The sequence below is a fragment of the Ruegeria sp. CDSC068 genome (assembly GCF_059610545.1).
The window spans coordinates 114,483-139,791 of sequence record NZ_JBXWNV010000008.1; the positions used below are offsets into that span (position 1 = coordinate 114,483).

Below are 25,309 nucleotides of genomic sequence, written 5' to 3' on the forward strand. Positions count from 1 at the left end.
CTTTCCTATCGCGCTGTGGTGGTTCCGGCTTCCATTACGAAGTCCAGATGCCGAAACCTGCCCAGTGTGAAGGGTGCCATCAGCGGGTGCGGTTCACCTTTGGCCACCAGATGCGCCAGTGTCAGCCCGCCCGCAGGGATAGCCTTATACCCGCCCCACCATCCGGCGGTGACAAACAGGCCCGGCACATCCGTCTGATCCATGATGGGTGAGGCATCATGAGCAATATCCAGATGCCCGCCCCACTGCCGCATCAGTTTGAGCTTCTTGAAACTGGGGAAAAGCGACAGCATCGCAGTCACGGTATCCTCGAATACATGTTGCTTTATGTCTCGACGGAAGCTCTGCCCCATATCGGGCGCGCCGCCGATGACCATCTCACCTTTGTCGGACTGGCTGAAATAGAACCCGCTGTCCGGACAGTTCACGATCACATCAACCAGCGGCTTGACCGGCTCGGACACAAAGGCCGTCAGGTTCATCGTCCGCAGCGGAAGTCTGAGGTCCGCAGTTTCGGTCAGCGTCGTTGTATGGCCTGAGACTGCCACGACCACTTTCTTTGCGCGAACTGTGCCCCGGTTGGTCTCGACCCCTTCGATGGCCCCATCCGCCCCGCGTAGCAGGGATTGCACCGCTGTTTGCTGATGAATCTCAACCCCGCGCGCGTCAGCCGCGCGGGCATAGCCCCAGGCCACCGCATCATGCCGGTTCACACCTGCATCCGTATGAACCATGCCGCAAATCACAGGCAGCCGTGCATCTTGGCCGCCGCCAGTCAACGCAGGAATGCGGCGGCGCAATTCCTCGGTTGTGATCTGTTCGTAGGTCGAGCCGTAGATGTCCATCACCAACTGCCGCCGCCGCAGCTCGCGCAGCTTGGGCCAGGTCTGAACCACATCCACCATGGTTCGTTTGGAATGCATCATGTTGAAATTCAACTCGTCCGTGAGCCCTTCGTACATGGCGACGGATTTGACATAGAATGGGATTGACTCATCCCTCATGTAATTCGATCGAATGGTCACCGTATTTCGCGCGATGTTGCCGCCGCCCAACCAGCCGCGTTCCAACACGGCAACATTGGTGATGCCGAATTCCTTGGCCAGATAATAGGCAGTTGCCAGCCCGTGACCTCCTGCCCCGATCACCACGACATCATAGCGGTCTTTCAACGGCGGGCTGCGCCAGACCTGCGGCCAATTCCGGTGCCCGGTTAGCGCATTACGGGCGAGCGAGAAAACAGAGTAATTTTGCATGATGGTAATAATATTTATCAGTATGCACATTTAGTCAATAAATTAATCGACATGCAAAACAACTCGCCACGGGTTCTATTCCAATGCCGAAATTGCGGCTAAGATAACGGAGAAAGGTGACGCAATGAGCTTTCGCGTGGAACAGTTCCATCGACGTCTCGCCGGCAAATGGTCGGCCCGGTCGCTTTGGCCCTGCTTCATCATAAACTGCCGCAGTTCACCCGCCTCGTAACGCCAGAAAAACCGGGCGCAACGCGCCTTCCCTCTGCAACCGCCTCTGTGAATGAGGTGACAGAAATGGACGTTACATGACACAAACACCTGACCTGAAAACCGTTCAGAATACCTATGCGCGCGACGGAGTCGTGCTGCTGAAACAAGTGCTGTCGCAGGATTGGCTGAGTAAGCTGCGCCAGGCTGTCGATGACGAAGTTGCCAAAGGCGACCGTTACTTTGCTTACAAAAACATGCGTGAAAATCCTGGTGTGTTTCAAGACTATTGCCTGAATTCTGATATTGGGCAGCGTGTGGCAGAGGTAGCAAACAGCCCCTGGACCTCGCTGATCTACGACCAGATATTTGCCAAAGAACCGGGCACAAAGACACAAACGGGCTGGCATACGGATCAACCCTATTGGCCGGTCTCAGGCCCGATCATGACCATGTGGATTGCGCTGGACCCCGTGGACCCCGACAACGGTGCGTTGGAGTTCGTAAGGGGCTCGCATGCCTGGGGCGCCAAATACCGGCCCTTCAGAACGGACCAGCTTGGGGGCTTTTTGCACTATCTCGAAGTGGACAACCCAAACTATATCGACATGCCCGATTTCGAGATGAACCGCGCCGACTACGACATCTTTCACTACCCGAAGATGAAACCCGGCGATGCGCTGGCATTTGACGGTATGATTGTGCATTCAGCGATGGGCAACCGCACCTCAACCCGGCGCAGACGCGGCTATGCGATCCGGTTCGCTGTGGACGGCGCAACCTATGAGCCCCGCGATACTGTCACCGAATGGCTGCACGACGACAGCTTACGCCCCGGTGCGCCCTTCGCCGGGGGCCGGTTTCCAGTGATCTACAGAGCGACATAACAAGCAAGTGGCAAACTCCGCCCTTCTTGCCAAAAATTCGGTCGGCAGGGCGGGGTCAACTTCAAATAGCTCGATCAAGTGAAACTACATAAGTAACTTTCGCAGACGGCGCCTCAAGCCGGAACTGTTGTACTCACAGGGGTGGTTTCGGCTTCGATCGCGCGATCAAGCGTTTTGCGAAACAGTTTGGCACCCGCGTCCAACCCGAGATCGATGTTGGGCGTCTTGGCGTACTTCATACCCTTGTGGACTTCTTCCAGAACGTCCTTGTCCTCAAGAAACGCCATGCGCGCACCGTCATTCATGAATTTGGACACTTCCGCATTTTCGGGATCGGAATTTCGGTGCTGAAACCAGAAGTATCTGGTGCGATCTTCATCGATTGGGGTCATGAAATTATAGGAGATATTGATGAACGTTTCAGCAATGGGTTGCTTGTCATACCCGCCGGTCCCGACCGGCGTATAGATGGATTTGTTCAGCCCGATCGCGGGCATGCACATCTCATAATGCTGCAGCCGGTCGCAATCGCCGTCAAATGCCACCAGTTTGGCGTAATAGGGCGATGGCGGTTTGTTTGCAATCCAGCGCGAGACGACGACGCCACGGTCGGTCCGCTCGACGTTTAGCGGCTCTTCATCCGTTCCAGCGCCTGCAAAAGAAGATACATGCACCCAGGCGACATGGCTGGGATCAAGCAGGTTGTCGCAGACCCACAGGTAATGGCAGTCGATATCCATTACCCCACCGTCGGTCTTGCCCCAGCTGTCATCGTCAAAATTCTCGATCGGGAAGATCTTGTCGGGATCCGCAAGTTCCGGATCGCCCATCCATATCCAAAGGAACCGATACCGATCCACAACCGGATATGATCTAACCACCGCCCGCCGCGGGGTCATGCCGCGCTGCGTCGGACTGTCGGTGCACTTGCCCGTGCAGTCGAATTTAAGCCCGTGATAGCCGCATTCCACGACATCCCCGATAAGGTTGCCCTTGGACAGAGGCAGCTTGCGGTGCGGGCAAGCATCCTCCAATGCGACTGGCCTGCCATCCTCCTGCCGGTAAAGCACGATATTCTCGCCCAAAAACGTCTCGGCCTTCAGCTCGCGACCGATATCTTTGCTCCAGGCGGCGACATACCAGCAGTTTCTCAGATACATTGAAATGCTCTCCAGATTGTCAGATGGCTTGTGCAAGTATGGGCGGCAAGCCGATCTTGCACCATGCTGGAATGGTAATGACTCGTATAAGTCAGGCTAATTCCCGGCGCCCGCGGCTGGCGGAATGTCCGGCTGCGCCTCAACCTCGGCACGGATCCAGTTCAGAAACTCACCAACTTTCGGGCTGTCCTTAGTTTCATGGGGTCGAACCAGCCAATAAGACAGCGGAGACTGCGTCAGCTCCTGAATTGGTCGCACCAAACGTCCATCGCACAGCGTGTCGATGACCAGAGGTTCCCGCCCTAAAGCGACACCAAGCCCCTCGATGGCCGCCTGAACAACCAGATTGGATTGCCCAAACCTCCGTGTTCGCAAGGGCCACGGTAGCGTCAGCCCGCATTGCCGCGCCCAAAAATCCCACGTTGGACTTGCGGGTCCATGATGCAGGTTCTCATCCACCAGCATCGTGTGCTGCGCCAGATCTTCGACCCCACGCAAGCTTGGTATCAAAGAGGGAGCGCAGACCGGAAACAGCTGCTCGGTCATCAGCAAATCGACCTGATAGCCAGGGTAATCACCCAGGCCATAGCGAATACCGATATCCGCATCCGCCCCTGAAAACGGATATTGCCCGGTATCCGTGGCAATGGAAATCGACAGGTCCGGATGAGCAAGATCAAAGTTTAAAAGGCGTGGAAACAACCAGTTGAACGCAAAACCCGGCAGACATGAAATCACGATGGTCCTGTCGGTGCGGGTCTTGTCCCTCAGCTGGGTACAAACGTCCGAAATACGCCCCAACCCTTCAGAAATGGCCAGCGCCAGCAGTTCCCCTTCGCGGGTCGGACGCGATGACCGTGCACCACGTACCAGCAATTCGAGACCAAGCCATTCCTCAAGCGCCCGCACATGCTGACTGACCGCACTTTGGCTGACACCCAGCTCAGCTGCTGCCGGGGAAAAGCCGGAATGTCGGACAACTGCCTCGAAGGCGCGCAGGGCGGAATAGGGCAGGTTTACGATCATATTAGTCACCCTAATGTCAGGCATAATCACTTTCAAATAGATTAGGCGCACAACCCGAGCCTAATCTATACTGACCGGAACCCGTAGGAGACGCGAATGTCGGACATCACACCCGAGCGCGGCGCGCGAAATCTATTGACTAATTGCGCCCACGCAACGGCAGGCGACCGGTTGTTGATCGCTTATGAACCTCCCGAACATGGCTATTTCGATGCGGATAGTGTTCAAATCGTCACTCATGCCGCGCGATCCATGGGACTGTCGGTTGATGCGGTGGATGTGGGTTTTAATCCGGACAATCCACACCTGTCCGCTGATCTCCTGGCGCGGTTCGAAACCGCCGATATTATCCTGTTTCTAGCCCGTCTCGGGGATCAGCTCCGGTTCTCGGAAATGCCACAGGGCAAGAAGATCATCGTCAGTTTCGCCCTGAGCCGCGAGCTTTTTGGCTCTGGTTTTTCCAACGGGCATCACGATGCATTCCTCGACATCAAGGCTGGAATCAATGGCGTTCTGAACAGGGCCACCGACGTGCGGGTCACCTGCCCTCTGGGCACGGACTTTCAGGGGCGGCCTGAGATGAAACCGGATACGACGGGCGATACGTCGATCCTGCGCTTCCCCATGTCGGTCTTCACGCCAGTCCCGGCACACAGCTTTTCGGGCAGGGTGGCGTTGAAATTTCTGACGGGCACCGGATCAAAATACTATGATGATTATACGGTAGAGTTCGAAAGACCGGTGTTTGCGATGCTGGAAAGCGGGCGCCTGACAGGGTTTGACGGCGATCCTGCCGACGCCGCACGGGCCGAGGCTCATTATGACCGGGTCGCGGGTCAGTTTGGCATCGACCGCAACTTCGTGCATTCCTGGCATGCGGGCATCCACCCGGGCTGCGGCTACCCTTGGGACATGCGCGAGAATTTCGAGCGTTGGGGCGGGTCCGCTTTCGGAAATCCGCGTATTCTGCACTTCCACACCTGCGGTGCTTATGCCCCAGGCGAAATCAGCTGGAACGTGTTTGATCCGACGATCGTAATCGACGGTGTGACCTACTGGGAAAACGGGGCTTTCCACGCCGACCGTCTGCCTGGCGGAGCCACCATTCTGGGCAAGCACCCCTGCGCGGCTGCCCTGTTCGCCGACCCCGATCTGGATATTGGTCTACGCCGCACTGGCTGAGCCTTCCCGCTTGATCGAACGCGTGCCATCGCGCTAAACTGATTGCAATAGGTCCACCTGACAAGGTCCTATGGTGCGGAGCACTCCCGTCTCCGGTGCCGGTACATGCGATGAGGGCACGGCCCCCGCACCGGCAAAAATGTGGAATTCACATGTCACAAGCAATCGTAACGCCCCTGTCTCAGGCACTGGCCGAAGGCAAGCTCACGCGTGAAGAACTGAAAGGACTCATGCAACGGTCCGACGGCCCCGGCCTGCGCCATCTGGCGCTTTGGGTACTGGTACTAGCTGGCACAACTACCCTTGTCACCCTAGCCTGGAACAGCTGGCTAATCTGGCCCGCAATGTTCCTGCAAGGCATCGTTCTGGTGCACCATTTCTCACTACAGCATGAATGCGTGCACTATACGGTGTTCCGAACCCGGTGGCTGAATGACTTGGTAGGTCAGATCTGCGGCCTGATCATCATTCTGCCACATCGGTTCTTTCGCTACGAGCATTGCGATCATCACACCTATACGCAACTGACCGGGGAAGACCCCGAATTGATCCCTTTGCCCGAAACAATGGGAAAATATCTGCTTTATCTGTCCGCCTTGCCCTATTGGCGCGGCAAATTCACGGAACTGTTTCGCCACGCCAGCGGCAATCTCAGCGAGACCGAGTTGCGGTTCATTCCGAAAGTCGAACATCAGGCCGTATATCGCGATGCCCGCAGAATGCTGGCTATTTATACGGCGATCTTTCTGGGCATGGCCATCACGGGTTGGTGGGGGTTGATCTGGTATTGGGTCATCCCCCTGTTTCTGGGCGAGCCGGTGATGCGCTTCATCCGGATGACCGAACATGTCGGACGCCCGACCGTCGCGCAGATGTCGGAAAATACGCGCACCAATCTGGTTTCGGCACCGTGGTCCTTTCTGTGCTGGAACATGAATTACCACGCGGAACATCACTATGTCGCTTCGGTCCCGTTTCACGCGCTCCCGCGCTTGCATGAGAAGCTAAAAGACCACATCCATATTGAGCCCGGCGGCTATCTGGCTGCCCACCGCGAAATCCTGCGTCAGATCCGGCACAAGGAGGAAGCGTGATCCATGACAGATGTAAAACCGTGGAGGGACGTGATCGAGGCTGCTCGGTTGGAAAAAAATTGGGTCACACGGGTCGAACTCGGCTCACGTATCATCGCAATCTACGACACACCCGGTGGTATCTATGCCTCACTGGCGCTGTGCAATCATGGCGGCGCGGATCTGTGTGACGGGTATTTCGATGGCTATGTCATCGAGTGCCCCCTGCATCAGGGCGCATTTGATGTGCGAGACGGGCGCCCGGTTTCAGCGCCTGCGACGCGGCCGATGAAAGTGTTTGAATCCCGGATCGAAAACGGCATGGTTCAGATCAGAGCATAGGCCCGCTTGCCCTTAACCCGGTGCCGGCAACCCCGGCATCGGGACATATCCGGGCAAAGCCTCAACACGCGCGATCCATGCCCGCACCGCCGGGTATGGAGACATCGATATTCCACCCTGATACGCCAGAGCTATGTAAAGATAGCAGGCCAGATCTGCGAGGGTGGGACGGTCGCAGGCCAGCCAGCGATGGTCTGACAAGTGTTGCTCCATGATCTTCAGGGATTTCCGCCCAAGCGCCAGCGGCTCAGCCAGATCGGTGTCGCGTTCAAACAGAACAATCGCCCGGGCCATTGCAAGGCCGTGGAAGATTTCATTCACAGAAAACGACAGCCATTGCTGTATGTCGCCGTGTTCTTTCGGTGTGGTCGGGGCCCATTCGGCTGCGCCGTATTTCTGTGCCAGATAGACCATGATGGCAGTACTGTCGCGCAGGACGAACCCATCATCGTCCAGAACCGGTACCTTGTTCAGCGGATTGACCTGCAAAAAAGCGCTCTGGTTTTGGTCACCGTTCAGCAGGTCTACGTCGACGACATCATGATCCCGCGCCAGCATGGACAGCAGCAGTCGTACTTTGTGACAACTGCCCGAAAGCGGGAAATCATAGAGCCGTATCATACTGGCCTATATGTCAGCGCTTATCTGACCGTTTTTCAAGCCGCGCAAACAATCGGCTAAGGCCGAAGCAAACCACAAAGTAAAAAGCGGCCGTGGTGATCCACGCCTCAAAAATCATGCGGGATGAGGCCACAAGCTCAACCGTTTTGTAAGTCAGTTCCTGCACAGAAATCAGCGACAGGATTGAACTGTCCTTGATCAGCGATATGAACTGATTGGCGAGCGGTGGCACCACTTTCTTCATCGCTTGCGGCAGTACCACATAGCGCAGTTCCTGAAGGCGGCTCATACCGATAGAGCGCGCGGCTTCCCGCTGACCTTTTGGGATCGACTGGATGCCGGCACGCACAATTTCACCAACGAATGCGCTCTCAAAAAGGGCCAGGACAATGACGCCCGAAACAAGCGATGGGAAGCGGCGCATTTCACCGAAGAAGAACTCCCAGATCTGATTGTTTTCCTGCCGCGCGATACCGCGCGCCCATCGTTCCAGATTCAACGCATCAATCAGTTGTTGGGACAGGAAGAAGAAGAAAATGAAAACGACAACAACCGGCGGCACATTGCGCAAGAATTCCAAGTAGGTGCGCGCCAGCATGCGGATGGTCAGATTTGATGAACAGCGGGCTACACCCAGAATGGTGCCCAGGATCAACGCCAGAATTCCGGCATAGAGGCTGATGCGAACCGTTGCGGCCAACCCTTGCAGCAGCAAATTGGCAAAGTATTCCTCACGACCTGAATGCCAGCCGACAATGTAACTGGGGATGACGTCCCAGCGCCACCTATAATTGAGCGTGCCTTCAATCGACAGCCAGATATACCCGAAAAACACGAACAGAACCGCGGCGATCAGGTAGTCCGGCCATCTGAGTTTTTTGAGAAAATCCTGCACGCGAGACGCTCCGTATCAGATCCGGGGGGCTGCATCGCTGCCCCCCGGGTGGGTCAGGGTTACTGGGCGACCTGGTCAGCCCATTCATTTCCAGCAAACCAATAGTCATGACGTTCTTTCAGCCAACCGGAACGCCACTGCTGTGCGATCCAGTTGTTGAAATAGTTCATGGCGTCCGGGTCGCCCTTTCGCACACCAAAGGCTTCACCGCGCGGATCATAGAGATTTTCGAACGGCACACTCAGCGTTTCAGGGTGCAACCCAGCCTCGCGGTTCGGAGTTGGCTGCGCTGCCATGGAAGCATGAGCGTTCCCATTCAGAACCTCCTGAGTCGAGGCACCGTCTTCATCGAACAACAGCAAGGTCGCGTCTGGGAAGTTCTGTGCAATCACCGCCGCAGGTGTTGCACCACGCCGGGCGGCAAAGGTCACTTCGGGATTGTTGAAATCCTCAAGCGTCATGCCTTCGGTCATCGACTTATTGGCCAGAATGGCCAGACCCGAATAGGCGTATGGATCGGTAAAGTTAATGGTCAGGTTCCGCTGCGCTGTCACCGACATGCCCGAGATGATCACGTCGAAATTGCCTGAGACCAGCGCCGGGATGATACCATCCCAAGCGGTGGGCACGAATTCGACCTCAACCCCCATATCCTCGGCCAGCCGACGGCCAACATCCAGTTCGAATCCGATCAGATCGCCATTCTTGTCGCGCATCGACCATGGCACGAACAGCGACAGACCGATCCGGATCACGCCATCCTGCTTGATAGTTTCAATCACACTTTCGCTGGATAGTTCCTGCGTAGCGCTCTGCGCCCAGCCTGAGGTCGCCACACCGGTAGCCACGACCGCGCCGAGGGCAGCCCCGAGCATTCTGCGAGAAAGCTTCATCTTGGTTCTCCTTGTTGTCCGACATATTTTCTGGGTTATTGGTCGACGGCATATTTCTTCTCCAGATGGCTTACGCCAATCGACAGGATCAGGGTCACCACCAGATAAACCAGTGCGATGGTGAACCAGATTTCGAAACTCATGTATGTGTCTGAAATGATGTTGCGTCCGAAGGTCGTCAGCTCGGCCACCGCAATCACGCTAACAATGGCCGAAGATTTGATGAGGTGAACGACTTCACCGGTCATCGGCGGCAGCATGAAGCGGACGGATTGTGGCAGGATGATATAGCGATAAGTCTGGGACGGGCTCATCCCGATGGATTTAGCGGCCTCCCACTGGCCTGTGGGGACGGCGTTGATCCCGGCCCGGAAGATTTCCGAAATCAAGGCAGAATGGAAAACGGCCAGGGTAAGGATACTGGCCGTGTATCGGTCAAACCCAAAAATCGGCCCCAGAACATAATAGAAGAGGTAGAGCAGAACCAACAGCGGGATATTTCGGATCAGCTCCAGAAATCCAACCGCAACTGCGGACCCGATGACAAGATCCGACAGACGCAGCAACGCCACAAGCAGGCCTATAAGCATAGCCAGAATGAAAGCCGTGACCGACAATTTGATCGTCGCGACCAGCCCGATGGGAATTTCACCCCATTCAAACCCGACCTCGGTATTGCGATACAGAAACTGCGGCACCCGGTACCATTGCCAGTTATACCCCATGCCCTGCGCGCCGATATATGCACCATAGGCGATCAGCCCGACGATAACGGCATAGATCCCGACCGAAATCAGGGTCGAGTCAAAAAACCGCTTCAAAAAAGGCGGCTTTGGCAGCGGCTGACCTTTTGGCCGGGAAATGCCCAGATCGCTCATGTCAATGCGCCAAGATCTGATCTAGGAACAAACGGCAGCGTTCGCTCGAGGGGTTGGTGAAAAACTGTTCGGGTGGCGAAACCTCGACGATCTGGCCTGCCTCCATAAAGACCATCGTATCAGCGACCTTACGGGCAAAGCCCATCTCGTGAGTGACGACAACCATAGTCATGCCGGTATCGGCCAGCTCGACCATCACATCCAACACCTCATTGATCATCTCGGGGTCCAGCGCGGATGTCGGTTCGTCAAACAGCATGATCCGAGTTTCCATGCACAGAGACCGCGCAATTGCCACGCGCTGCTGTTGCCCGCCCGACAGCTGCGCCGGGTACTTGTCGGCCTGTTCCGGGATATGAACACGTTCAAGATAGTTGCGTGCAGTTTCTTCGGCCTGCGCCTTGGATATCCCGCGCACTTTCATCGGACCGATCGTCAGATTCTCTAGCACTGTCAGGTGTGGAAACAGGTTGAACTGCTGAAAGACCATACCGACTTCCTGCCGCAGCTCGCGAATTTCTTTGGCCCCGTCATAAACCTCGATCCCATCGATCACGAGGCGGCCGGAGTTGTGCCACTCCAGCCCGTTAAAGCACCGGATCAGCGTCGATTTCCCCGATCCCGAGGGACCGCAGATCACGACTTTTTCACCCTGATGGACCGTCAGATCGATGTTTTTCAGCGCGTGAAACGCACCGTAATATTTATCCAGATTGGTCACTTCAATCATCGGAGTGGCTTGGTTCATGTCGTACCTGCTTGGGTTCGGGACACCATGCGAATTTGTCTTTTGATGGACCGGGCGTGCAAAGGAGTTTTCTCCACCGTTCCTGCAAAGGCAGGCCGGCATGTCGTGGTGCCAGGCCTGACAAAACAGCCGAGGCCGGGCTGGCGCTGCGATTGTTTGCGGCAGTCGGGCAAGGCCTGAGCCTCCTCAAATACGTTGCACACTAATTAATATGGTTGCTTAATATGCAATACTCGTCAATAAAAAACTCAGAGGACAATTTATGATCTGCCCTCAGATAATACTGACGACCAAGGGAGGAACCGCAAATGTCTGCCTGGATCAGCATGATATCTGACGAAGATGCTGACTCGCATCTGAAGGCCACTTTGGATCTGGCGCGTACACCGCACGGCACTATCGACAATGTCATGCGGGTGCATTCCCTGCGGCCTAACACCATGAAGGGGCATGTGATTCTGTATCGAGCCTGTCTGCACGATGAGGCGAACAAAGTTCCCATGTGGTTTCAGGAAGTGATCAGTTCCTACGTATCCACTCTCAACACCTGCCCCTATTCCTATGCTAACCACTGGTCCAACGCCCGTCACCTGATCGACGACGCCATACGCGCCGACAAGATCGAAGCCGCACTCGAGGCACATCGCCCGCAGGATGCGTTCAACGGCGCACATTTGGCGGCACTGACCTATGCGGAAAAGCTTACACTTTCGCCGGGTACGATGGTCGATTCTGATGTGGCAGCCCTGAAACACACCGGTTGGGAGGACGGCGAGATTCTCGAAATCAACCAGATCGTAGGTTACTTCAACTACGCCAACCGGTTGCTGAATGGCCTTGGCGTCACCACCGATGGCGATGTGGTGGGGTATTATAGCAGCGACTGAAAGGACGGATCATGCAAGGAGACACTCCAGGCAGACAGATCGACCGTGCCATCGGCGCCTCGCTGAAGGAACTGCGGCAAAGTCGGAAGCAATCCGCGCGAAGGCTGGCAGAACAGTCCGGTATCTCAGCCGCTATGATCAGCCGGATCGAAAATGGGTTGGTTTCTCCCTCAATCGACACTCTGGCGGCACTGGCCGAAGCGCTCGAAGTTCCGATTGTTTCTTTGTTCCGCGAAGCGCGTACAGATCACACTGACTACACTCTCGTGCGCCATGGTGAGGGACTGAAATCAAACCGTATCTCGGCGGGGCACAGCCACGAATATGTCAATCTTTCACTGCATTCTCGTAAAGACCTGCGATTTCAGGCGCGTCGCGTGACTTTATTGCGCGAAGGCGGGCCGCCGCCCACTTATGTCGGCCACGGCGTAGTGTTTGTACAGGCACTCGAGGGCCAAGCCGTTTACCGATATGGCGAGGCCCGCTTTACGCTGTCAGCTGGCGACACGATCAGTGTGGACGCTGAACTCAACCACGGGTTCGAAGATGTTCTGACCCCTGAGTTTGTCTTTCTAACAGTTCAGGCCGAGCGCCCATGACACCCAGTTAACATGGCTCAGGCAATCGACCTTAATCTGACCCAAGGGTCCATTGCAGGCCATTTCCGAACATTGGCGATACCCGGCGCGGTCGGAATGCTTTTCAGTACACTTTACAACATCGTCGACATCTTCTTTGCCGGGCTGTTGTCGACTAGCGCCCAAGCTGGGCTGGCCCTTGGCTTTCAAGCTTTCTTCATCTCTATTTCCGTGGGCGTCGGGCTGGGTGCAGCTATGAGTGCACTGGTTGGAAACGCTCTGGGTGCAGGCGACAACCGAGCGGCACGACGTCTAGCGGCCCAAGGGATAACTTACGGAATCGTTGCGTCTTGCCTGCTTGCCCTGGCAGGGCTTTGGTTCGGCCCATTGTTAATCAAGCTTGTCTCGGAACCAGGCGTTTATCGTGAAGCCGGGCTTCGCTATTTCTATTGGTTGCTTTTGGCAATGCCGGGATTTCTTCTGGCTCATGGATGTAATGGCATCTTGCAGGCCCATGGCGACGCAGTGTCTATGCAACGGGCACTTATCGTCGCGTTTCTGGCGAACATCATCCTGAATCCCCTTCTGATCTACGGAATTCCGGGCGTGATTCCGGGCATCGGCTTCAACGGTTTGGCTTTATCCACGGTGATCAGCCAGACAGGCGTGATGATCTTTTTGATCCGGCAGGTTCTTCGGCGAAGGCGAATGAAACGTATGCGCGCGGCCTATTTCAGACCACGCCTAAAACGGTTTGCAGAAATTTCGCTGCAGGTTCTGCCCACTGCCTTTTCGTTTACGATCATGTTGTTGTCGGCCTTTGTGCTGCAGTTTGCGCTGAAGCTGTTTGGTGAACATGCAATTGCTGGTTATGCAATCGCTATACGGCTTGAACAGGTTTTGTTGCTGCCCATTCTGGGTGTCACGGGTGCCCTACTGCCAATCGCCTCACAGAATTTCGGTGCTCGGGACAGCCAGCGGGTGCGCGCCGCGTTGTTCTATTGCTGGCGAGTCGGGTTTTATATGTCGCTGGTTGCGATCCCGATCCTCTGGCTTGGTGGTCCCTTAGTGATGCGCCTTTTTACAGCGGACCCAGAGGTTGTACGCGTTGGTGTGGGATATCTACGAGTCGACAGTCTGATCCTGCCTTTTTACATGATGCTGTTTTCAATCAACTCACTTTTGCAGGCCTTCAAAAAACCTATTTGGACCGTTTGGATCAGCCTTTATCGTCAGGCCTTTGGGGTCGCGTTCTTTGTTTGGGTGTTTATTGGCATATTGGGATTCAACGAAACCGGGGTGTGGTTCGGAACGGCCGCGGCCGTAGTGACCGGCTGGATAGTCGCTATGGCGTTGACCATACGTATTGCGAAGACAGAAATCGGCGGTTTGTGGGTGCCTGCCACGGGGTGAAAAAAGGATGTGCAGCAAACTTTTTATCTGAATTGACAAGTGCGCAGGTTCCGACGTTTGTTCTCGGCGTTTAGTTCTTTAACAGTTTTCGGCATGTTCTCTTTGAAAAGCGTTGCTAATCTGTTCGCGTTGCCCTTCTCGGATAGCGCGGTCCCATGGCTATACCGTCCTCTTTGCCGCGGCTGAAGGGCTTCCGTTTTCCTTGCAAAATCATCGTCTATACGGTGAGGGCATATCACTGGTTTGCTCTCGCACGGCAGATATCGAGGACCTACTGGCGGTGCGTGGCGTCATTGCCAGTCATGAAGCGGTTCGTCTCTGGGTGAACCGCTTCGGGTCTCAGTTCGCGGCCTGTATCCGGCACGACCGGCCCCGGCCGCACGACAAATGGCATATTGACGAAGTGGTCGTCCCGATCAACGGCGGGAAACATTGGCTACGGCGTACGATCGATGGCATTTGAGATGTACCCGACATTGTGATTCAATCTCGCCGCAGTGCCGAGGCTGCAAAGCGTTCCGTCGGCCGACTGGTTGCAACCTATGGCGAACCACGTGTCGTGATCACGGGCAAGCTGCGCAACTATATCAAGCCGACCAAGGCCATCGCGCCGGGCGCCGACCATGCGCGATACACTGCAATCGCTCTGCGCCAAATGGGAAAACTAAGTCATCGGGTTTGTTATGGAGTTAGCATCTCGTTTGGCTATGCCACGGTCGGTATCGTCGGTTCAGCAGGACGATTTGAGTACACTGCCTTTGGAACCTCGATCAACATGGCCGCGCGGCTTTGCGACGTGGCCACCCACAATGAGATACTGATTTCCGCCCAAGCTTGGGCAGCCGTTGAAAGCGTAATAGAGACAGTAAGCGAGGGAGAGGTGGAGATGAATGGCATCAGGGAGCAAGTTTAGGTCTTCTCTGTTGTTTCAGAGTAGCTTCCGACGAGCTGCCAATTGCGAATTCGACTATTTTTGCGTGAACCTTGAGCGGGGCATTTCAGGCCCTACCGCATCGAGCTCTCACCGGCTGGCAGATCGGATGCTCCATGTTCACCCTTTGGTTCATGCTGCCCAAGCGTGGGCAGCCCAAAGCCGACCTTTAGAACGGTCTTCAAATGGTGCGGTCACAGCCCGCATTCCCGACTTTAGCTGAAACCGCAAAATCGCAATGGAACCATAATTTACTTGGTATGTTCTCTGTCAGCAAAAAGTCGAAACGGCTCCCAACTTTTGTCGGAAGCCGTGTTGTTGAAGATGAGGGTATTTAGAATATCAGGCGTGCCCACCACCGATCAAGCCGATACCCGAAGTCAGACCGAACCAAGCTTTGACCCGCAAGCCGACGGCCTTGATGATACCCATGGCCTGGATCCCGTGAGCGACAATTGTGCCTTCCATATCACCTTCAAAACTAGTGGTGTAGGATTGGACGATGCAACCACTGCCTGGTACCAAAAGATCGCGGTGCTCTGGGTGTACCAGGTCAAGATGAACAACGATCTGACCCCGTTTTGCCTTTTCACTCGGCTCGATCAGGCGACCGCTGGGCGCAAGCTGACCGGAAGAAATCGACTCTTGAATGCGTACGATCCTTGCGGGAAGAACGGTATTGCGCATCGAGATGTTGAAGTTGCTTTCGCATGCCACTTCTGCCGCCATTCCCTCGTACAATTCCGTGCGTGAAACCTGCGAGAAACCGGCAACGATACGTCCACGTTCAACATCTTTCCTGTCTGGCACGATGAGCATTGCGGGGCTCATTGCGGCTTGTGCGGCGCGTGATCCGACGTTGAGAGTGACCTGTTCTACCACTCCGTCAACGGAGCTGAGCGTCAGAGTTTTGGACAACTCCACTTGTGCTTGTTCCAGCGAAGCTCGTGCCGATGCAAGCTGTGCAGGCAATACGGCAGTCGCCTGAACTTGGGCCACACCCAATTGAGTTTCCGCGGCCTCAACTTCTGCTGATCGGGTATCCAGGGTGGCTTGTGCGCGTTCCAGCTGGCTCACTTGGAATGCAGCAGAGTTTTTGGCTTGAAGTGCGCGATGATCCATCAGGGACAGTTCGGCTTGCTCCCTTGAAGTAATCGCAGCATCAAGAACGGCTTGGGCGGTTTCGACTTGCAGTTCAGCTGCCAGTTTCGCGCTTTCTATTTCCTCAACTTTTCGCATCGCGAATTTTACGGCAGCCTCTTCGGAGGAGTTCTCAACTGCAAAAAGCGGGTCGCCCGGTTCGACACGATCTCCACCTTTTACATAGATATCGGTCACTGTTCCGCCGTTCTCGGCGACGACAGGAACGGTTCTGAAGGGCACAAGGCCAGTGTAGGACTTGGGGTAGTAGTAAAATACAGCAAAGAACACGATCAGGGCCAGGACGAACCACATGAATAGCGCCCGGTGAACGTTGTAGAGGGTGACTGGAATCCCGCGCCATTTTAGGTAGATCACCCGCAGGACAAACGGAAAAGAAGTGACGAGCAATTCGATCATTATACCAACTCCTCTTTCGAAGGCCGCCACCACAACATGAAGTCGCGGGCGATTGCAGTCAGGATCAACGCGCCTGGCAGCAGAATGCTGAAGTGGCTGAGCGCGGGCATCAATTCATATGCCAAGGCTATGGTAAGCATCACCGGAATGGTTGTGCGCAGCGGAGTGCCGATTGATTTGCGCTCCGTATAGCGTTCAAAGCGGGCATAGAGGTGTACGACCAGTAGGATCGCAAGGAAAAGAACAATCAGTCCGACCCAAGCATAGGTGTCAGTCTGATTGGGCGCGACCCACCATCTGGGGTCGCCGCCAGCGGCGAAGGCAGGAGTTGAGATGATGCCAAGTACAGGCGCCATCAGGAACGCGGGTGGTTTCATGTTTCAGGTCCTTGATTTACGCAGTCACGCGGTGCGTGAAGATTTTAGGTGTCTTGAGAACGTCAGTTCTCGGTCGGTTGTTGTGATGGTTCTGAGGGTTGTTCCGGCGGGGCGTAGGGGGGATCCCAGCGACGCCCGTTCGGTGTTTTCTCGCCAAGCAACGAAGCGTGCAGGCCGTAAATGTTGCCTCCGGACAATTCCTGTCTGGCAGAGTCGTTGATTGCCTTAAAAACGCGGTAGTACCTTGCGAAGTAGATCATTGCCTTGTCCTTTCTGATGATCGGGACCTAACCGTCATCGCCCCCGCGATCCTTAGGGTTCTGGACATTTGTTGTTGGCTTTTGGACAATTGCGGGAATTACAGGGCCGTTTGTGCCCGTCAGGGGAGGAAGCGAAAGTGCCACGGATCAGTGCATACAGACTGCAAAGTGTCGGGTTGCGTTATTCGCAAGAGCCCGGTGCGCGCATACCGTTTCCTGAAATTCTGGAAATGGCGGGGGCACCTTCGGATATCGTCAACAGCCCAGACGCCACTGTCGAACTGCTTCATGAAGCGGGCGCCGTTGAAACTGTGTGTCGTGTTTTGGAAGACAAGACCTTTGCCGCGCGGGTGGGGCTTTCGGCGCAAGGTCCCGGAACGCTTTTGGCTTACATTGTGCGGGCAGCAGAAACGGTCGAAGACGCGCTGGCATTGACACAGCGCTTTTATGCAATGCAAGACCCTGACCTGCATCTGGATGTTGTAGGGGCGCCAGATGAACCCAAGATCACGCTGGAAAGTAGCGTGATCCCGGCGCATCAATATCCTCGCCATCGCGAAATGCTGGTTTTCGGTCTCTATAAGCGCGTTCAACAGATCACCTCGGGCGGATTTGCCCCTATCTCAATCGAGTTGGAAACGGACGACGTCGAGCATTGTAAGCTGTTAGCCGAGTTGGCCGGGTGCGCCGTAGAAGGGTTCAAGTCCGGATATGCGTTGGCTCTGCCCCCAAACGGTATGAGCTTTAGGATTCCAACTGCAGACCCTACTTTGTTGGGGCATTTGCGTCGGCATGGGGAAGAGCAGCTAAAGGCTCAACCTGATGCGGTCCGAAGTCTGTCCGATCGCATTGTAGACATGCTCGGGGAACGTCTTCCCGGTCCAATACCAAACGGCGATCAAATAGCCGGAGAGCTTGGATTGACCCGACGCACAATGACCCGGCACCTTTCAGCCGAAGGAACAAGCTTTAAAGCACTTTTAGAGGGGGTGTTGTGCGACCTGTCCAAACGGATGCTTCGTAATGGGGAGGGTGTTGCCCGCGTTGCCTTCATGCTTGGATTTGCGGATCAGGCGGCCTTTTCAGTGGCGTTCAAGCGATGGACAGGTGAAACGCCAGCCAGGTTTCGTAAAGCTGGCCGCTAAGTCTCCTGACCTGTGCAGCGCGCGGGGCCATAAGATGTCCAAGATCCACAAAACCTTGTCCTGTCCCCAAAAGAAAGCAGCCCATGGGGTCACCTAGTTCAATGGCACACGGCAGCCGCGGTGGTTGCTGACCCAGAACAAGGATGAACCTATGAAAACCTCGAAGAAACTCTTTATCGCCCCGATCTCCGGCGCACTTCTGATCACCATGGCAGCCACAGCTCATGCTGATTATGTCACCGATAAGGCCATCAAAGGCGCAGTTGTCGGCGCTACTGTCGCGGGCATTGCCGGCGAAAGCATCGTAGGCGGCGCAGCCGCCGGCGCTGCGGTTGGTGCCGTGGGCGGTGCGATCCAGAAGGACAATTTCGAAGACGCGCAGGACGAGGCACAAGAACGCCGCGACGACTTCAAAGATGACCATAAGGACTGGAACGAAGACTGAAACGCCATCCCAAACGCGCCGAAAAAAGGAGGAAACACAGCCGAACAAAACTGACAGGTCAGCATAAGGTCCATCGGCCCTGCGCTGTTAGCATCCAGACGCAACGTGACTGACCACCCCGAACGAAACTCGCACAGTTTCTGATAGGTTGCCACCCGGCTCACAAACGAGCCGGGTGGCAACTTTGTTTAGGGCACTTGAATACCGGCCGTGCCCTGACTTCGCGTTTCAAATTCCGCTTCCTTTCTTGCCATTCTCGACCTGGGTTTTGTCCAAAATCCAAAAACAACCGTCCAGAACCCAAACGAACTGAAACGCCCTCTGCCCCAAATCCTGCTCATCTGAATAACATCGACGAGCTGGCAACCGAAGCAACCCAGGTGACTGCCGCTCTTTCCAATCCGACGCCAAAGGAAACGGCAATGAACCTACTAGCAAACTTTGACGCAGAGACCCTGGCACGCATCCAGTTTGCCTTTACTGTGTCGTTCCACATCATCTTCCCGGCCTTTTCCATCGGCCTGGCAAGCTTCCTGGCCGTCCTCAATGGCCTTTGGCTTTGGCGCAAGGACAAGGCTTACCTCAATCTCTTCAACTACTGGAAAAAGATATTCGCTGTCGGCTTCGCGATGGGTGTCGTGTCCGGCATTGTGATGTCTTACCAATTTGGCACGAATTGGAGCACATTCTCGGATACCGCCGGGCCTGTGATCGGGCCCTTGATGGCATACGAGGTGATGACGGCCTTCTTCCTTGAGGCAGGCTTCCTAGGCATCATGCTTTTCGGTCGCGAACGCGTGGGTCCCGGCTTGCACATGATGGCCACGGCGATGGTTGCCCTTGGCACTCTGATATCGGCCACGTGGATTCTTTCGGTCAATTCCTGGATGCAGACCCCGGCCGGATTTGACGTCAACGAGCTGGGGCAATTCATCCCAGTGGATTGGTGGTCGATCGTCTTTAACCCGTCTTTCCCCTACCGCCTGACACACATGGTGCTGGCGGCATATCTCACCACTGCCTTTGTGGTGGCGGGGGTTGCGGCTTGGCACTTATTACGCCGCAATCGAACGGCCGAGGTCACCCGCATGTTCTCGATGGCAATGTGGATGGCTGTTTTGGTTACTCCTCTGCAGATCGTCGCGGGCGACCTTCATGGTTTGAACACGCTGGAGCATCAACCGCAGAAAGTGATGGCGATGGAAGGTCACTTTGACAGCCACCCCGAAGGTGCACCGCTAATCCTGTTCGGCATTCCAAACGAAGATAAAAAGCGCGTGGACTACGCCATCGAAATTCCGAAGCTATCGTCGCTGATCCTGAAACATGATCTGAACGCGCCGCTTGACGGGCTGGACACCATTCCCGACGACGAAGAACCCCCGGTCGCGATCGTTTTCTATAGCTTCCGCATCATGCTTGCCATCGGCTTTGCCATGCTGGGCGTCGGGTTGTGGTCGCTTGTTCAGCGGGTTCGGGGCCGCCTCAACGAAGATCGCTGGTTGCACCGCGCATCCGTCCTGTTGGCGCCCAGCGGATTTGTGGCGGTACTGGCCGGTTGGATCACCACCGAAGTGGGGCGCCAACCTTACACGGTGTACGGGCTGATGCGGACATCGGACTCCCTTTCCCAAGTGGATGCGCCTGCAGTTGCAGCGTCTCTGATTGCCTTCATCGTCGTGTATTTCGCGGTGTTCGGAGCAGGCACGTTCTACATGCTGCGTCTCATGGGAAAACCGCCTGTCGAAGATTTCCAGAAATTTCAAAAACCCATTGAAATCTTTACTTTGGCGGAGGCAGCGTGATGCTTGAACTCTCGACAATCTGGGCAGGCATCATTGCCTTTGCCGTTCTGACCTATGTGATCCTGGACGGTTTCGATCTTGGAATTGGGATCCTCTTTCCATTCGCAAAAACCGAAAAGGACCGTGATGTCATGATGAACTCGGTCACACCGGTTTGGGATGGAAACGAGACGTGGCTGGTCATGGGCGGCGGAGGTTTGTTTGCTGTTTTCCCGTTGGCCTATTCTGTAGTGATGCCCGCGCTTTATCTGCCTGTCATCATCATGCTGCTTGCGCTTGTTTTTCGTGGCGTTGCCTTCGAATACCGATGGCGAACGGTACGCGGGCGCTGGCTTTGGGATGTTGCATTTCACGGTGGTTCAACCGTGGCCGCACTTTGCCAAGGCATCGCGCTTGGCGCGCTGGTTCAGGGCATCCCGGTCGAAGGTCGGCATTATGCCGGTGGATGGTGGGATTGGCTGACGCCGTTCTCTGTCCTGACAGGTGTGGCCCTTGTGATCGGGTATGCCTTGCTGGGCGCGACGTGGCTCAACATGAAAACCACTGGAAAGATTCAGCGTCAGATGCGCTCCTACGTCCGTCCGTTGATGCTTATGACACTCGGGCTGATCGGTCTCGTCAGTCTTTTAACCCCATTCCAAGACCCGATCTATATGGTCAGATGGTTTTCGTGGCCCGGCGTCGTTTTCACTGTGCTTGTGCCGGCTCTTGTAACTGCCATTGCATGGAAGCTCAATCGTGGCCTGAAGGAACATCGCGACTATCAGCCCTTTGTCTGCGCCATTGCCCTGTTCGTCGTGTGCTTCATTGGTATCGGGATCAGCTTCTATCCCTATATGCTGCCTCCAAGCCTCACGATTGCTGAAGCCGCCGCGCCAGACAGCAGTTTGGCTTTCGCTCTGGTCGGAGCAGTCATTCTGCTGCCAGTGATCCTGGCTTACACCGCTTACACCTACTGGGTTTTCCGCGGGAAGATCGATCCAGAGGAGAACTACCATTGAAAACGCTTAAACAAGTTTTCTGGTTCGGCGCGATCTGGTTCGGCAGTGTTTTGTGCCTGGCTATTGTCGCGTACGTGATCAGGTTGTTCATCACCTGAAATGGCAATGAAACCGCTACACCCGTGTGAACTTGTCCGGCTCGCGCAACCATTTGTCCATGCGCCAAAAGAAACTAAGTTCGTTCCCACCAAATTCCTAAGAACAATCGATCCGCGGGGGCGTCTCAACTTCAACAATTCTAGGGGGCTTTCATGCTTTCGCGTCCAAAGAACATTGCTGTGCGGTGAGATCAGATTGATCCGGCCCTGCCCACTCAATCAACGTAACGCCATGAAGGTCAATGGTCTAAAGTTTGCAACAGATCCCTTTCCGAGGTTGCCAACCTACCCAATGCGAATGCCATCACAGCTTGGTCGTCATTTTGTAACCGGAAGGAAAATAGAGTTTGGCATGAGTCACGTTGTTCTCCTCCAGCCAAGTGGTTCTTTCGACGGTAAACAAGGCCGTTCCTTCGTTTTCCCCCAGGAACTCCGCAACCTCCAGATTGGCGTTGGTCGCTGAAAACGTCAGTTCAACCTCGGTAAACGGAACCTCACGGACAAGCCACTCGTTTGGCCCAATTTCTTCGAACGACTGATCGCGTGCCTGAGGAATAGTCGCAATATTGATCCAGCGCTCTTCGAACTGAAAGGCTTTGTTTGAGGCAAAGTGCATACATCTGAGATGCAGAACCTCACCCCCTTTTGGGATCTTGACCTGAGCACGCAACCAGCCGGGGGCGGCGATGACCTCGCGCTCTACAAGCGAATAACGATAGGTGGCCCCTAGGTTGGTGATTTCTTCCCGAATAAGCGGAATTGTGATCCGGGCCTGGCGCGTCGGGGCTGTTTTAACCCGTGTTCCTGCCTTGCGCTTGCGCTCAAGAACGCCATCGTCAACTAGTTCACGCATTGCACGGTTTACTGTGGCCCGCGCACAGCCAAATTCCTTGGCAAGCTGAATCTCACCAGGCACTACCGCGCCGGGAGGCCAGGTGTTGTCGCGAATGCGGCCTAGGATGTTTGATTTTATATCCTGATAGCTCACCCGCACGACAAATGGCCTATAATATGTCTAAATTAATTGCATAATGTTTGTACTCGTATGCGGCTAGGGATTGCAACCGTCGGCACGCCTAGTTCGAACAACAGCAAGCATACGCTGCCTTCCTATGACTAACCCGAAATGCGACCAGAAATGAAACATGTCCGAACCAGAACCCTGGAGCCCGTCTTGTGGAAAAACGGCTTGGGGACCACGCGAGAAATTGCACGGGGAAGTGGCGAGCAGGGCGTCGTCTGGCGTGTGAGCCTTGCTGACGTGGAGGCTGACGGGCCATTTTCCACATTTCCGGGCATGTCTCGTATCCTGACCGTTGTAGAGGGAGATGGCTTTGATCTGGTTGGCCCTGCGACACCGTTGAACGCGCGGTTTTCCGATCCACTCAGGTTTTCAGGCAATCTGGAATTGTGGTGCCGGCTGGAAGCGGGGCCAGTGCGTAATTTTAACGTAATCTTTGATCCTGTTCAGTGTGCTGCATCCGTAGATTGCCTGACCGGTGAGGACCCCCATAAGCTCCAAGCGGGTCCGAACGAAGTTCTGTGTCTGTTTTCAGTGTACAAGGGCTGCTCTATCGACGGAAATAGGGTTGAGCCCACTGAGGCTGCGATCCTCAAGGATGGCAATTTCACAACCATCGGTTTTGAGGACAGCATTACATTATTGGCGCGCCTCAAGAACCGATAGCGGGCAAGAGAACCTCAATCGACTATAGGAGGTAACTTAGCCATCACGCGTTGAAATTAGCCCGGGGTGCATTTTTGCGCGCGAAGTTCCGACAGGTGGCTCAGCAATGCGTTCGCTGTTTTCCACGTCACCTGCTCCTTTTCTTCGGCGGTCAGCGCTGCCGGAACAACCGCATGCGTATAAGGATCGTCCGTGAAGATCGGATAATCCGATCCCAGCATAATCCTGTCTGCGCCCAAAAGCTTAACAGCTGCCTCCAACGCACGTGGCCCAAGTGAAGCGCAATCGTACCAGAGCCGACGCAGACGCTGGGTCGGGAACGGATCATCCGGGTTGCGATGCCGCGCAATGCTTTCTAACCGCTCAAAAATAAAGGGGAGCGTGCCGCCCAAATTGACTATCTGAAAGGAAACAGCCGGGTAAGAATCCAACAGGTCTGACATGATCATGGTCAAGGCGACCTGAGAAGCGCTGGATTGCAGTTCCACTGCGGACAGTCGATATTGCGTCAGGTCCGCAGGGCGCGGCGGCGGGTTTTGCCCGACTTTCAGACCAGGGTGCAGCATGATGTGACAGCCGTATTCATTTGCCGCTGCCAATAGCGGTCGCAATGTGTCAGCTTCGGCCAAAGAGTTGAAATAGTTCGACGGCAAAATAATTCCCGGCAAACCCAGGTCGCGACGAACACGGCGAAGCTCTGCACAGGCAATATCAAGATCATCCAGCGGCACTCCGGCCAACCCGATCAGGGCACCATCGCTATCAATTCCCAACTGGGCAAGGTGATCGTTAAAGGCAGAGATAACCGGTGCAATTTCCGTGGCGGGCAACAGATCAGCGCCAAGTGCTCCGGGGAAGGTCAGCAAGCGGTGCGTCAGTCCCTGCTTTCGCATTTCGGCCAGACACACTTGCGGGTCATGATAGGCATCGGTGAACGGAAATTCTCCATTCATCGCTGACATCACAGTGACACCATCTGTGCGTGTTCTGAGGCGAGGATGCGACTTTCGGGCGCGCAAAGTCTCGACCAGCCCACCACCGTAGTAATGGGAATGCATGTCAATGCGCATATCGGTCTCTCCTGACATCTCGATTACTGACGTAGCGCACAGAAAAGGCCCACCGATTGATTATCGCAGCGGGCCTTTTACAATGTCAAAGTCAGAACGTTACAGGCCCCATTTTGCAGCGGTCGCTGCGAAGAATCCCTGCGACTGACGCAGTTCGATCCAGCTGTTCACATAGTTGATCCATACCTGATCACTTTGGGGCATCAGCATCGCGATCGGTGTCGGTGCACGCGCCTCGGCTACTTCAATCTGACGCAGGTTTGGGAATTTTTCGAGCAGGGTCGAACCTTCGATATTCGATGTGATGAAAACATCAGCGCGCCCTGCCAGAACCTCCTGGAAACCGCGCGCCGGGGCCTCAACGACCTTGATGTCAGCGTCAGGGAACCACTCGCGGACGCTTTTCTCAAAAGTCGTCCCCAAGGTGGTCGCAACCTTGACTTCCCCGTTGTTGATCGAGTCCCAATCCGAGAATTTATCGGCCTGTTCTTCAGTGGTAAAGGGATAGATTTCAACTGAGATATAGCTATTCGAATACCCGGCAGCTTTCAGGCGGGGCGGGCTAATCGAGGCAGAACCTGTAATGTGATAGTTCCCGGCAACGACACCGTTTACCAGGGTCTTCCAATCCGTTGCCACGAATTCAAGCTCCACGCCCAGATCTTCGGCGAGCTGGGTCATGACATCGATATCATATCCCTTGTAGGAATTGGTCGCCGGATCCCGAACGGACATCGGGTTCCAGTCGCCGGTTGTCCCGACTTTCAGCACCCCATTGTTCAGTATGTCATTCAGAGCCGATTGGGCATTGGCCGCCCCTGTGAGCATTCCAAGTACAAGACCCGCGGCCAGGCCCATTGATTTCAGCAGCTTCATCGCTT

General features: G+C 55.2%; 28 protein-coding genes and 1 pseudogene. 15 read left to right on the forward strand and 14 right to left on the reverse strand.

Annotation, left to right across the window (positions count from 1 at the left end):
- Positions 1–5 precede the first annotated feature (5 nt).
- On the reverse strand, positions 6–1,256 hold the full coding sequence (locus AC2FID_RS16680) for an FAD-dependent oxidoreductase (protein ID WP_282154146.1): 1,251 nt from the start codon (positions 1,254–1,256) through the stop codon (positions 6–8).
- A 308-nt stretch (positions 1,257–1,564) separates the two neighbouring features.
- On the opposite strand from AC2FID_RS16680, the gene AC2FID_RS16685 reads away from it, so the two are divergent.
- Complete coding sequence (locus AC2FID_RS16685; RefSeq protein WP_496837799.1) at positions 1,565–2,353, forward strand: phytanoyl-CoA dioxygenase family protein; 789 nt, start codon at positions 1,565–1,567, stop codon at positions 2,351–2,353.
- Between the two features lie 113 nt (positions 2,354–2,466).
- On the opposite strand, the gene AC2FID_RS16690 is transcribed toward AC2FID_RS16685, so the two are convergent.
- Both AC2FID_RS16690 and AC2FID_RS16695 read right to left on the reverse strand, forming a co-directional pair.
- A complete protein-coding gene (locus AC2FID_RS16690) occupies positions 2,467–3,513 on the reverse strand; it encodes an aromatic ring-hydroxylating dioxygenase subunit alpha (RefSeq protein ID WP_282154148.1) in 1,047 nt (348 codons plus the stop codon).
- 96 nt (positions 3,514–3,609) lie between these two features.
- Positions 3,610–4,539 carry a LysR substrate-binding domain-containing protein gene (locus tag AC2FID_RS16695; RefSeq protein WP_496837801.1) on the reverse strand — a complete coding sequence of 310 codons (930 nt, stop codon included), beginning with the start codon at positions 4,537–4,539 and terminating at the stop codon, positions 3,610–3,612.
- Positions 4,540–4,635: 96 nt separating this feature from the next.
- On the opposite strand from AC2FID_RS16695, the gene AC2FID_RS16700 reads away from it, so the two are divergent.
- The 3 genes from AC2FID_RS16700 to AC2FID_RS16710 all read left to right on the forward strand — a co-directional run bounded on the left by AC2FID_RS16700 (position 4,636) and on the right by AC2FID_RS16710 (position 7,136).
- Positions 4,636–5,721, forward strand: a complete 1,086-nt coding sequence (locus AC2FID_RS16700) for a hypothetical protein (protein ID WP_496837803.1) — start codon at positions 4,636–4,638, stop codon at positions 5,719–5,721.
- Positions 5,722–5,873: 152 nt separating this feature from the next.
- Positions 5,874–6,815, forward strand: a complete 942-nt coding sequence (locus tag AC2FID_RS16705; protein WP_496706672.1) for a fatty acid desaturase family protein — start codon at positions 5,874–5,876, stop codon at positions 6,813–6,815.
- A gap of 3 nt (positions 6,816–6,818) precedes the next feature.
- Positions 6,819–7,136, forward strand: a complete 318-nt coding sequence (locus tag AC2FID_RS16710; protein ID WP_496837805.1) for a non-heme iron oxygenase ferredoxin subunit — start codon at positions 6,819–6,821, stop codon at positions 7,134–7,136.
- A gap of 12 nt (positions 7,137–7,148) precedes the next feature.
- On the opposite strand, the gene AC2FID_RS16715 is transcribed toward AC2FID_RS16710, so the two are convergent.
- From AC2FID_RS16715 to AC2FID_RS16735, 5 genes are read right to left on the reverse strand one after another with little or no spacing between them, the layout of a single operon-like run.
- A complete protein-coding gene (locus AC2FID_RS16715) occupies positions 7,149–7,757 on the reverse strand; it encodes a glutathione S-transferase family protein (RefSeq protein ID WP_496837806.1) in 609 nt (202 codons plus the stop codon).
- Between the two features lie 13 nt (positions 7,758–7,770).
- The gene (locus AC2FID_RS16720; RefSeq protein ID WP_496699166.1) at positions 7,771–8,652 is read right to left on the reverse strand and encodes an amino acid ABC transporter permease; all 882 of its coding nucleotides are present in this window, start codon (positions 8,650–8,652) and stop codon (positions 7,771–7,773) included.
- Positions 8,653–8,711: 59 nt separating this feature from the next.
- Positions 8,712–9,545 (reverse strand): transporter substrate-binding domain-containing protein, encoded by an 834-nt coding sequence (locus AC2FID_RS16725; RefSeq protein ID WP_496837808.1) that lies wholly within the window; start codon positions 9,543–9,545, stop codon positions 8,712–8,714.
- Between the two features lie 35 nt (positions 9,546–9,580).
- Positions 9,581–10,423: an amino acid ABC transporter permease gene (locus tag AC2FID_RS16730; protein WP_496756767.1), complete on the reverse strand. Its 843-nt coding sequence runs from the start codon at positions 10,421–10,423 to the stop codon at positions 9,581–9,583.
- 1 nt (position 10,424) lies between these two features.
- Positions 10,425–11,171 (reverse strand): amino acid ABC transporter ATP-binding protein, encoded by a 747-nt coding sequence (locus AC2FID_RS16735; protein WP_282121048.1) that lies wholly within the window; start codon positions 11,169–11,171, stop codon positions 10,425–10,427.
- Between the two features lie 308 nt (positions 11,172–11,479).
- Between AC2FID_RS16735 and AC2FID_RS16740 the strand changes: the two genes are divergently transcribed.
- The 5 genes and pseudogenes from AC2FID_RS16740 to AC2FID_RS16760 all read left to right on the forward strand — a co-directional run bounded on the left by AC2FID_RS16740 (position 11,480) and on the right by AC2FID_RS16760 (position 14,962).
- Complete coding sequence (locus tag AC2FID_RS16740) at positions 11,480–12,058, forward strand: carboxymuconolactone decarboxylase family protein (RefSeq protein WP_496837811.1); 579 nt, start codon at positions 11,480–11,482, stop codon at positions 12,056–12,058.
- A gap of 11 nt (positions 12,059–12,069) precedes the next feature.
- Positions 12,070–12,657 (forward strand): helix-turn-helix domain-containing protein, encoded by a 588-nt coding sequence (locus tag AC2FID_RS16745; protein WP_282121050.1) that lies wholly within the window; start codon positions 12,070–12,072, stop codon positions 12,655–12,657.
- 12 nt (positions 12,658–12,669) lie between these two features.
- On the forward strand, positions 12,670–14,049 hold the full coding sequence (locus tag AC2FID_RS16750) for an MATE family efflux transporter (protein WP_282121051.1): 1,380 nt from the start codon (positions 12,670–12,672) through the stop codon (positions 14,047–14,049).
- Between the two features lie 155 nt (positions 14,050–14,204).
- A pseudogene (locus tag AC2FID_RS16755) lies at positions 14,205–14,725 on the forward strand (IS6 family transposase); the annotation flags it as partial.
- The gene (locus tag AC2FID_RS16760) at positions 14,705–14,962 is read left to right on the forward strand and encodes an adenylate/guanylate cyclase domain-containing protein (RefSeq protein ID WP_496837895.1); all 258 of its coding nucleotides are present in this window, start codon (positions 14,705–14,707) and stop codon (positions 14,960–14,962) included. The pseudogene AC2FID_RS16755 and the gene AC2FID_RS16760, both read left to right, overlap by 21 nt.
- A 360-nt stretch (positions 14,963–15,322) precedes the next feature.
- Here AC2FID_RS16760 and AC2FID_RS16765 read toward each other — a convergent pair whose 3' ends face one another.
- From AC2FID_RS16765 to AC2FID_RS16775, 3 genes are all read right to left on the reverse strand, one after another.
- Positions 15,323–16,540: an HlyD family secretion protein gene (locus AC2FID_RS16765; protein WP_282170325.1), complete on the reverse strand. Its 1,218-nt coding sequence runs from the start codon at positions 16,538–16,540 to the stop codon at positions 15,323–15,325.
- Positions 16,540–16,917, reverse strand: coding sequence for a hypothetical protein (locus AC2FID_RS16770; protein ID WP_058273728.1), 378 nt, complete (start codon positions 16,915–16,917; stop codon positions 16,540–16,542). The genes AC2FID_RS16765 and AC2FID_RS16770 overlap by 1 nt, the downstream gene beginning before the upstream one ends.
- Positions 16,918–16,979: 62 nt before the next feature.
- A complete protein-coding gene (locus tag AC2FID_RS16775) occupies positions 16,980–17,177 on the reverse strand; it encodes a hypothetical protein (protein WP_145975875.1) in 198 nt (65 codons plus the stop codon).
- Between the two features lie 137 nt (positions 17,178–17,314).
- On the opposite strand from AC2FID_RS16775, the gene AC2FID_RS16780 reads away from it, so the two are divergent.
- The 5 genes from AC2FID_RS16780 (at position 17,315) to AC2FID_RS16800 (ending at position 21,671) form a co-directional block, all read left to right on the forward strand.
- Positions 17,315–18,322 (forward strand): helix-turn-helix domain-containing protein, encoded by a 1,008-nt coding sequence (locus tag AC2FID_RS16780; protein WP_282170324.1) that lies wholly within the window; start codon positions 17,315–17,317, stop codon positions 18,320–18,322.
- A 151-nt stretch (positions 18,323–18,473) separates the two neighbouring features.
- Entirely contained in the window at positions 18,474–18,767 is a 294-nt protein-coding gene (locus tag AC2FID_RS16785) for a glycine zipper domain-containing protein (protein ID WP_282121054.1), read from the forward strand.
- Between the two features lie 422 nt (positions 18,768–19,189).
- On the forward strand, positions 19,190–20,572 hold the full coding sequence (locus tag AC2FID_RS16790; RefSeq protein WP_496837814.1) for a cytochrome ubiquinol oxidase subunit I: 1,383 nt from the start codon (positions 19,190–19,192) through the stop codon (positions 20,570–20,572).
- A complete protein-coding gene (gene cydB / locus AC2FID_RS16795; RefSeq protein WP_496837816.1) occupies positions 20,572–21,573 on the forward strand; it encodes a cytochrome d ubiquinol oxidase subunit II in 1,002 nt (333 codons plus the stop codon). Before AC2FID_RS16790 ends, cydB begins: the two co-directional genes overlap by 1 nt.
- Positions 21,570–21,671 (forward strand): DUF2474 family protein, encoded by a 102-nt coding sequence (locus tag AC2FID_RS16800; RefSeq protein WP_109311912.1) that lies wholly within the window; start codon positions 21,570–21,572, stop codon positions 21,669–21,671. Before cydB ends, AC2FID_RS16800 begins: the two co-directional genes overlap by 4 nt.
- Before the next feature lie 304 nt (positions 21,672–21,975).
- On the opposite strand, the gene hutC is transcribed toward AC2FID_RS16800, so the two are convergent.
- Entirely contained in the window at positions 21,976–22,665 is a 690-nt protein-coding gene (gene hutC / locus AC2FID_RS16805) for a histidine utilization transcriptional repressor HutC (RefSeq protein ID WP_496837817.1), read from the reverse strand.
- 144 nt (positions 22,666–22,809) lie between these two features.
- On the opposite strand from hutC, the gene AC2FID_RS16810 reads away from it, so the two are divergent.
- Positions 22,810–23,358, forward strand: a complete 549-nt coding sequence (locus tag AC2FID_RS16810; protein WP_496837818.1) for a HutD/Ves family protein — start codon at positions 22,810–22,812, stop codon at positions 23,356–23,358.
- Between the two features lie 56 nt (positions 23,359–23,414).
- On the opposite strand, the gene AC2FID_RS16815 is transcribed toward AC2FID_RS16810, so the two are convergent.
- Positions 23,415–24,428, reverse strand: a complete 1,014-nt coding sequence (locus AC2FID_RS16815) for an amidohydrolase family protein (RefSeq protein ID WP_496756782.1) — start codon at positions 24,426–24,428, stop codon at positions 23,415–23,417.
- A 99-nt stretch (positions 24,429–24,527) separates the two neighbouring features.
- Complete coding sequence (locus AC2FID_RS16820) at positions 24,528–25,304, reverse strand: transporter substrate-binding domain-containing protein (RefSeq protein ID WP_496837819.1); 777 nt, start codon at positions 25,302–25,304, stop codon at positions 24,528–24,530.
- Positions 25,305–25,309: the final 5 nt, after the last annotated feature.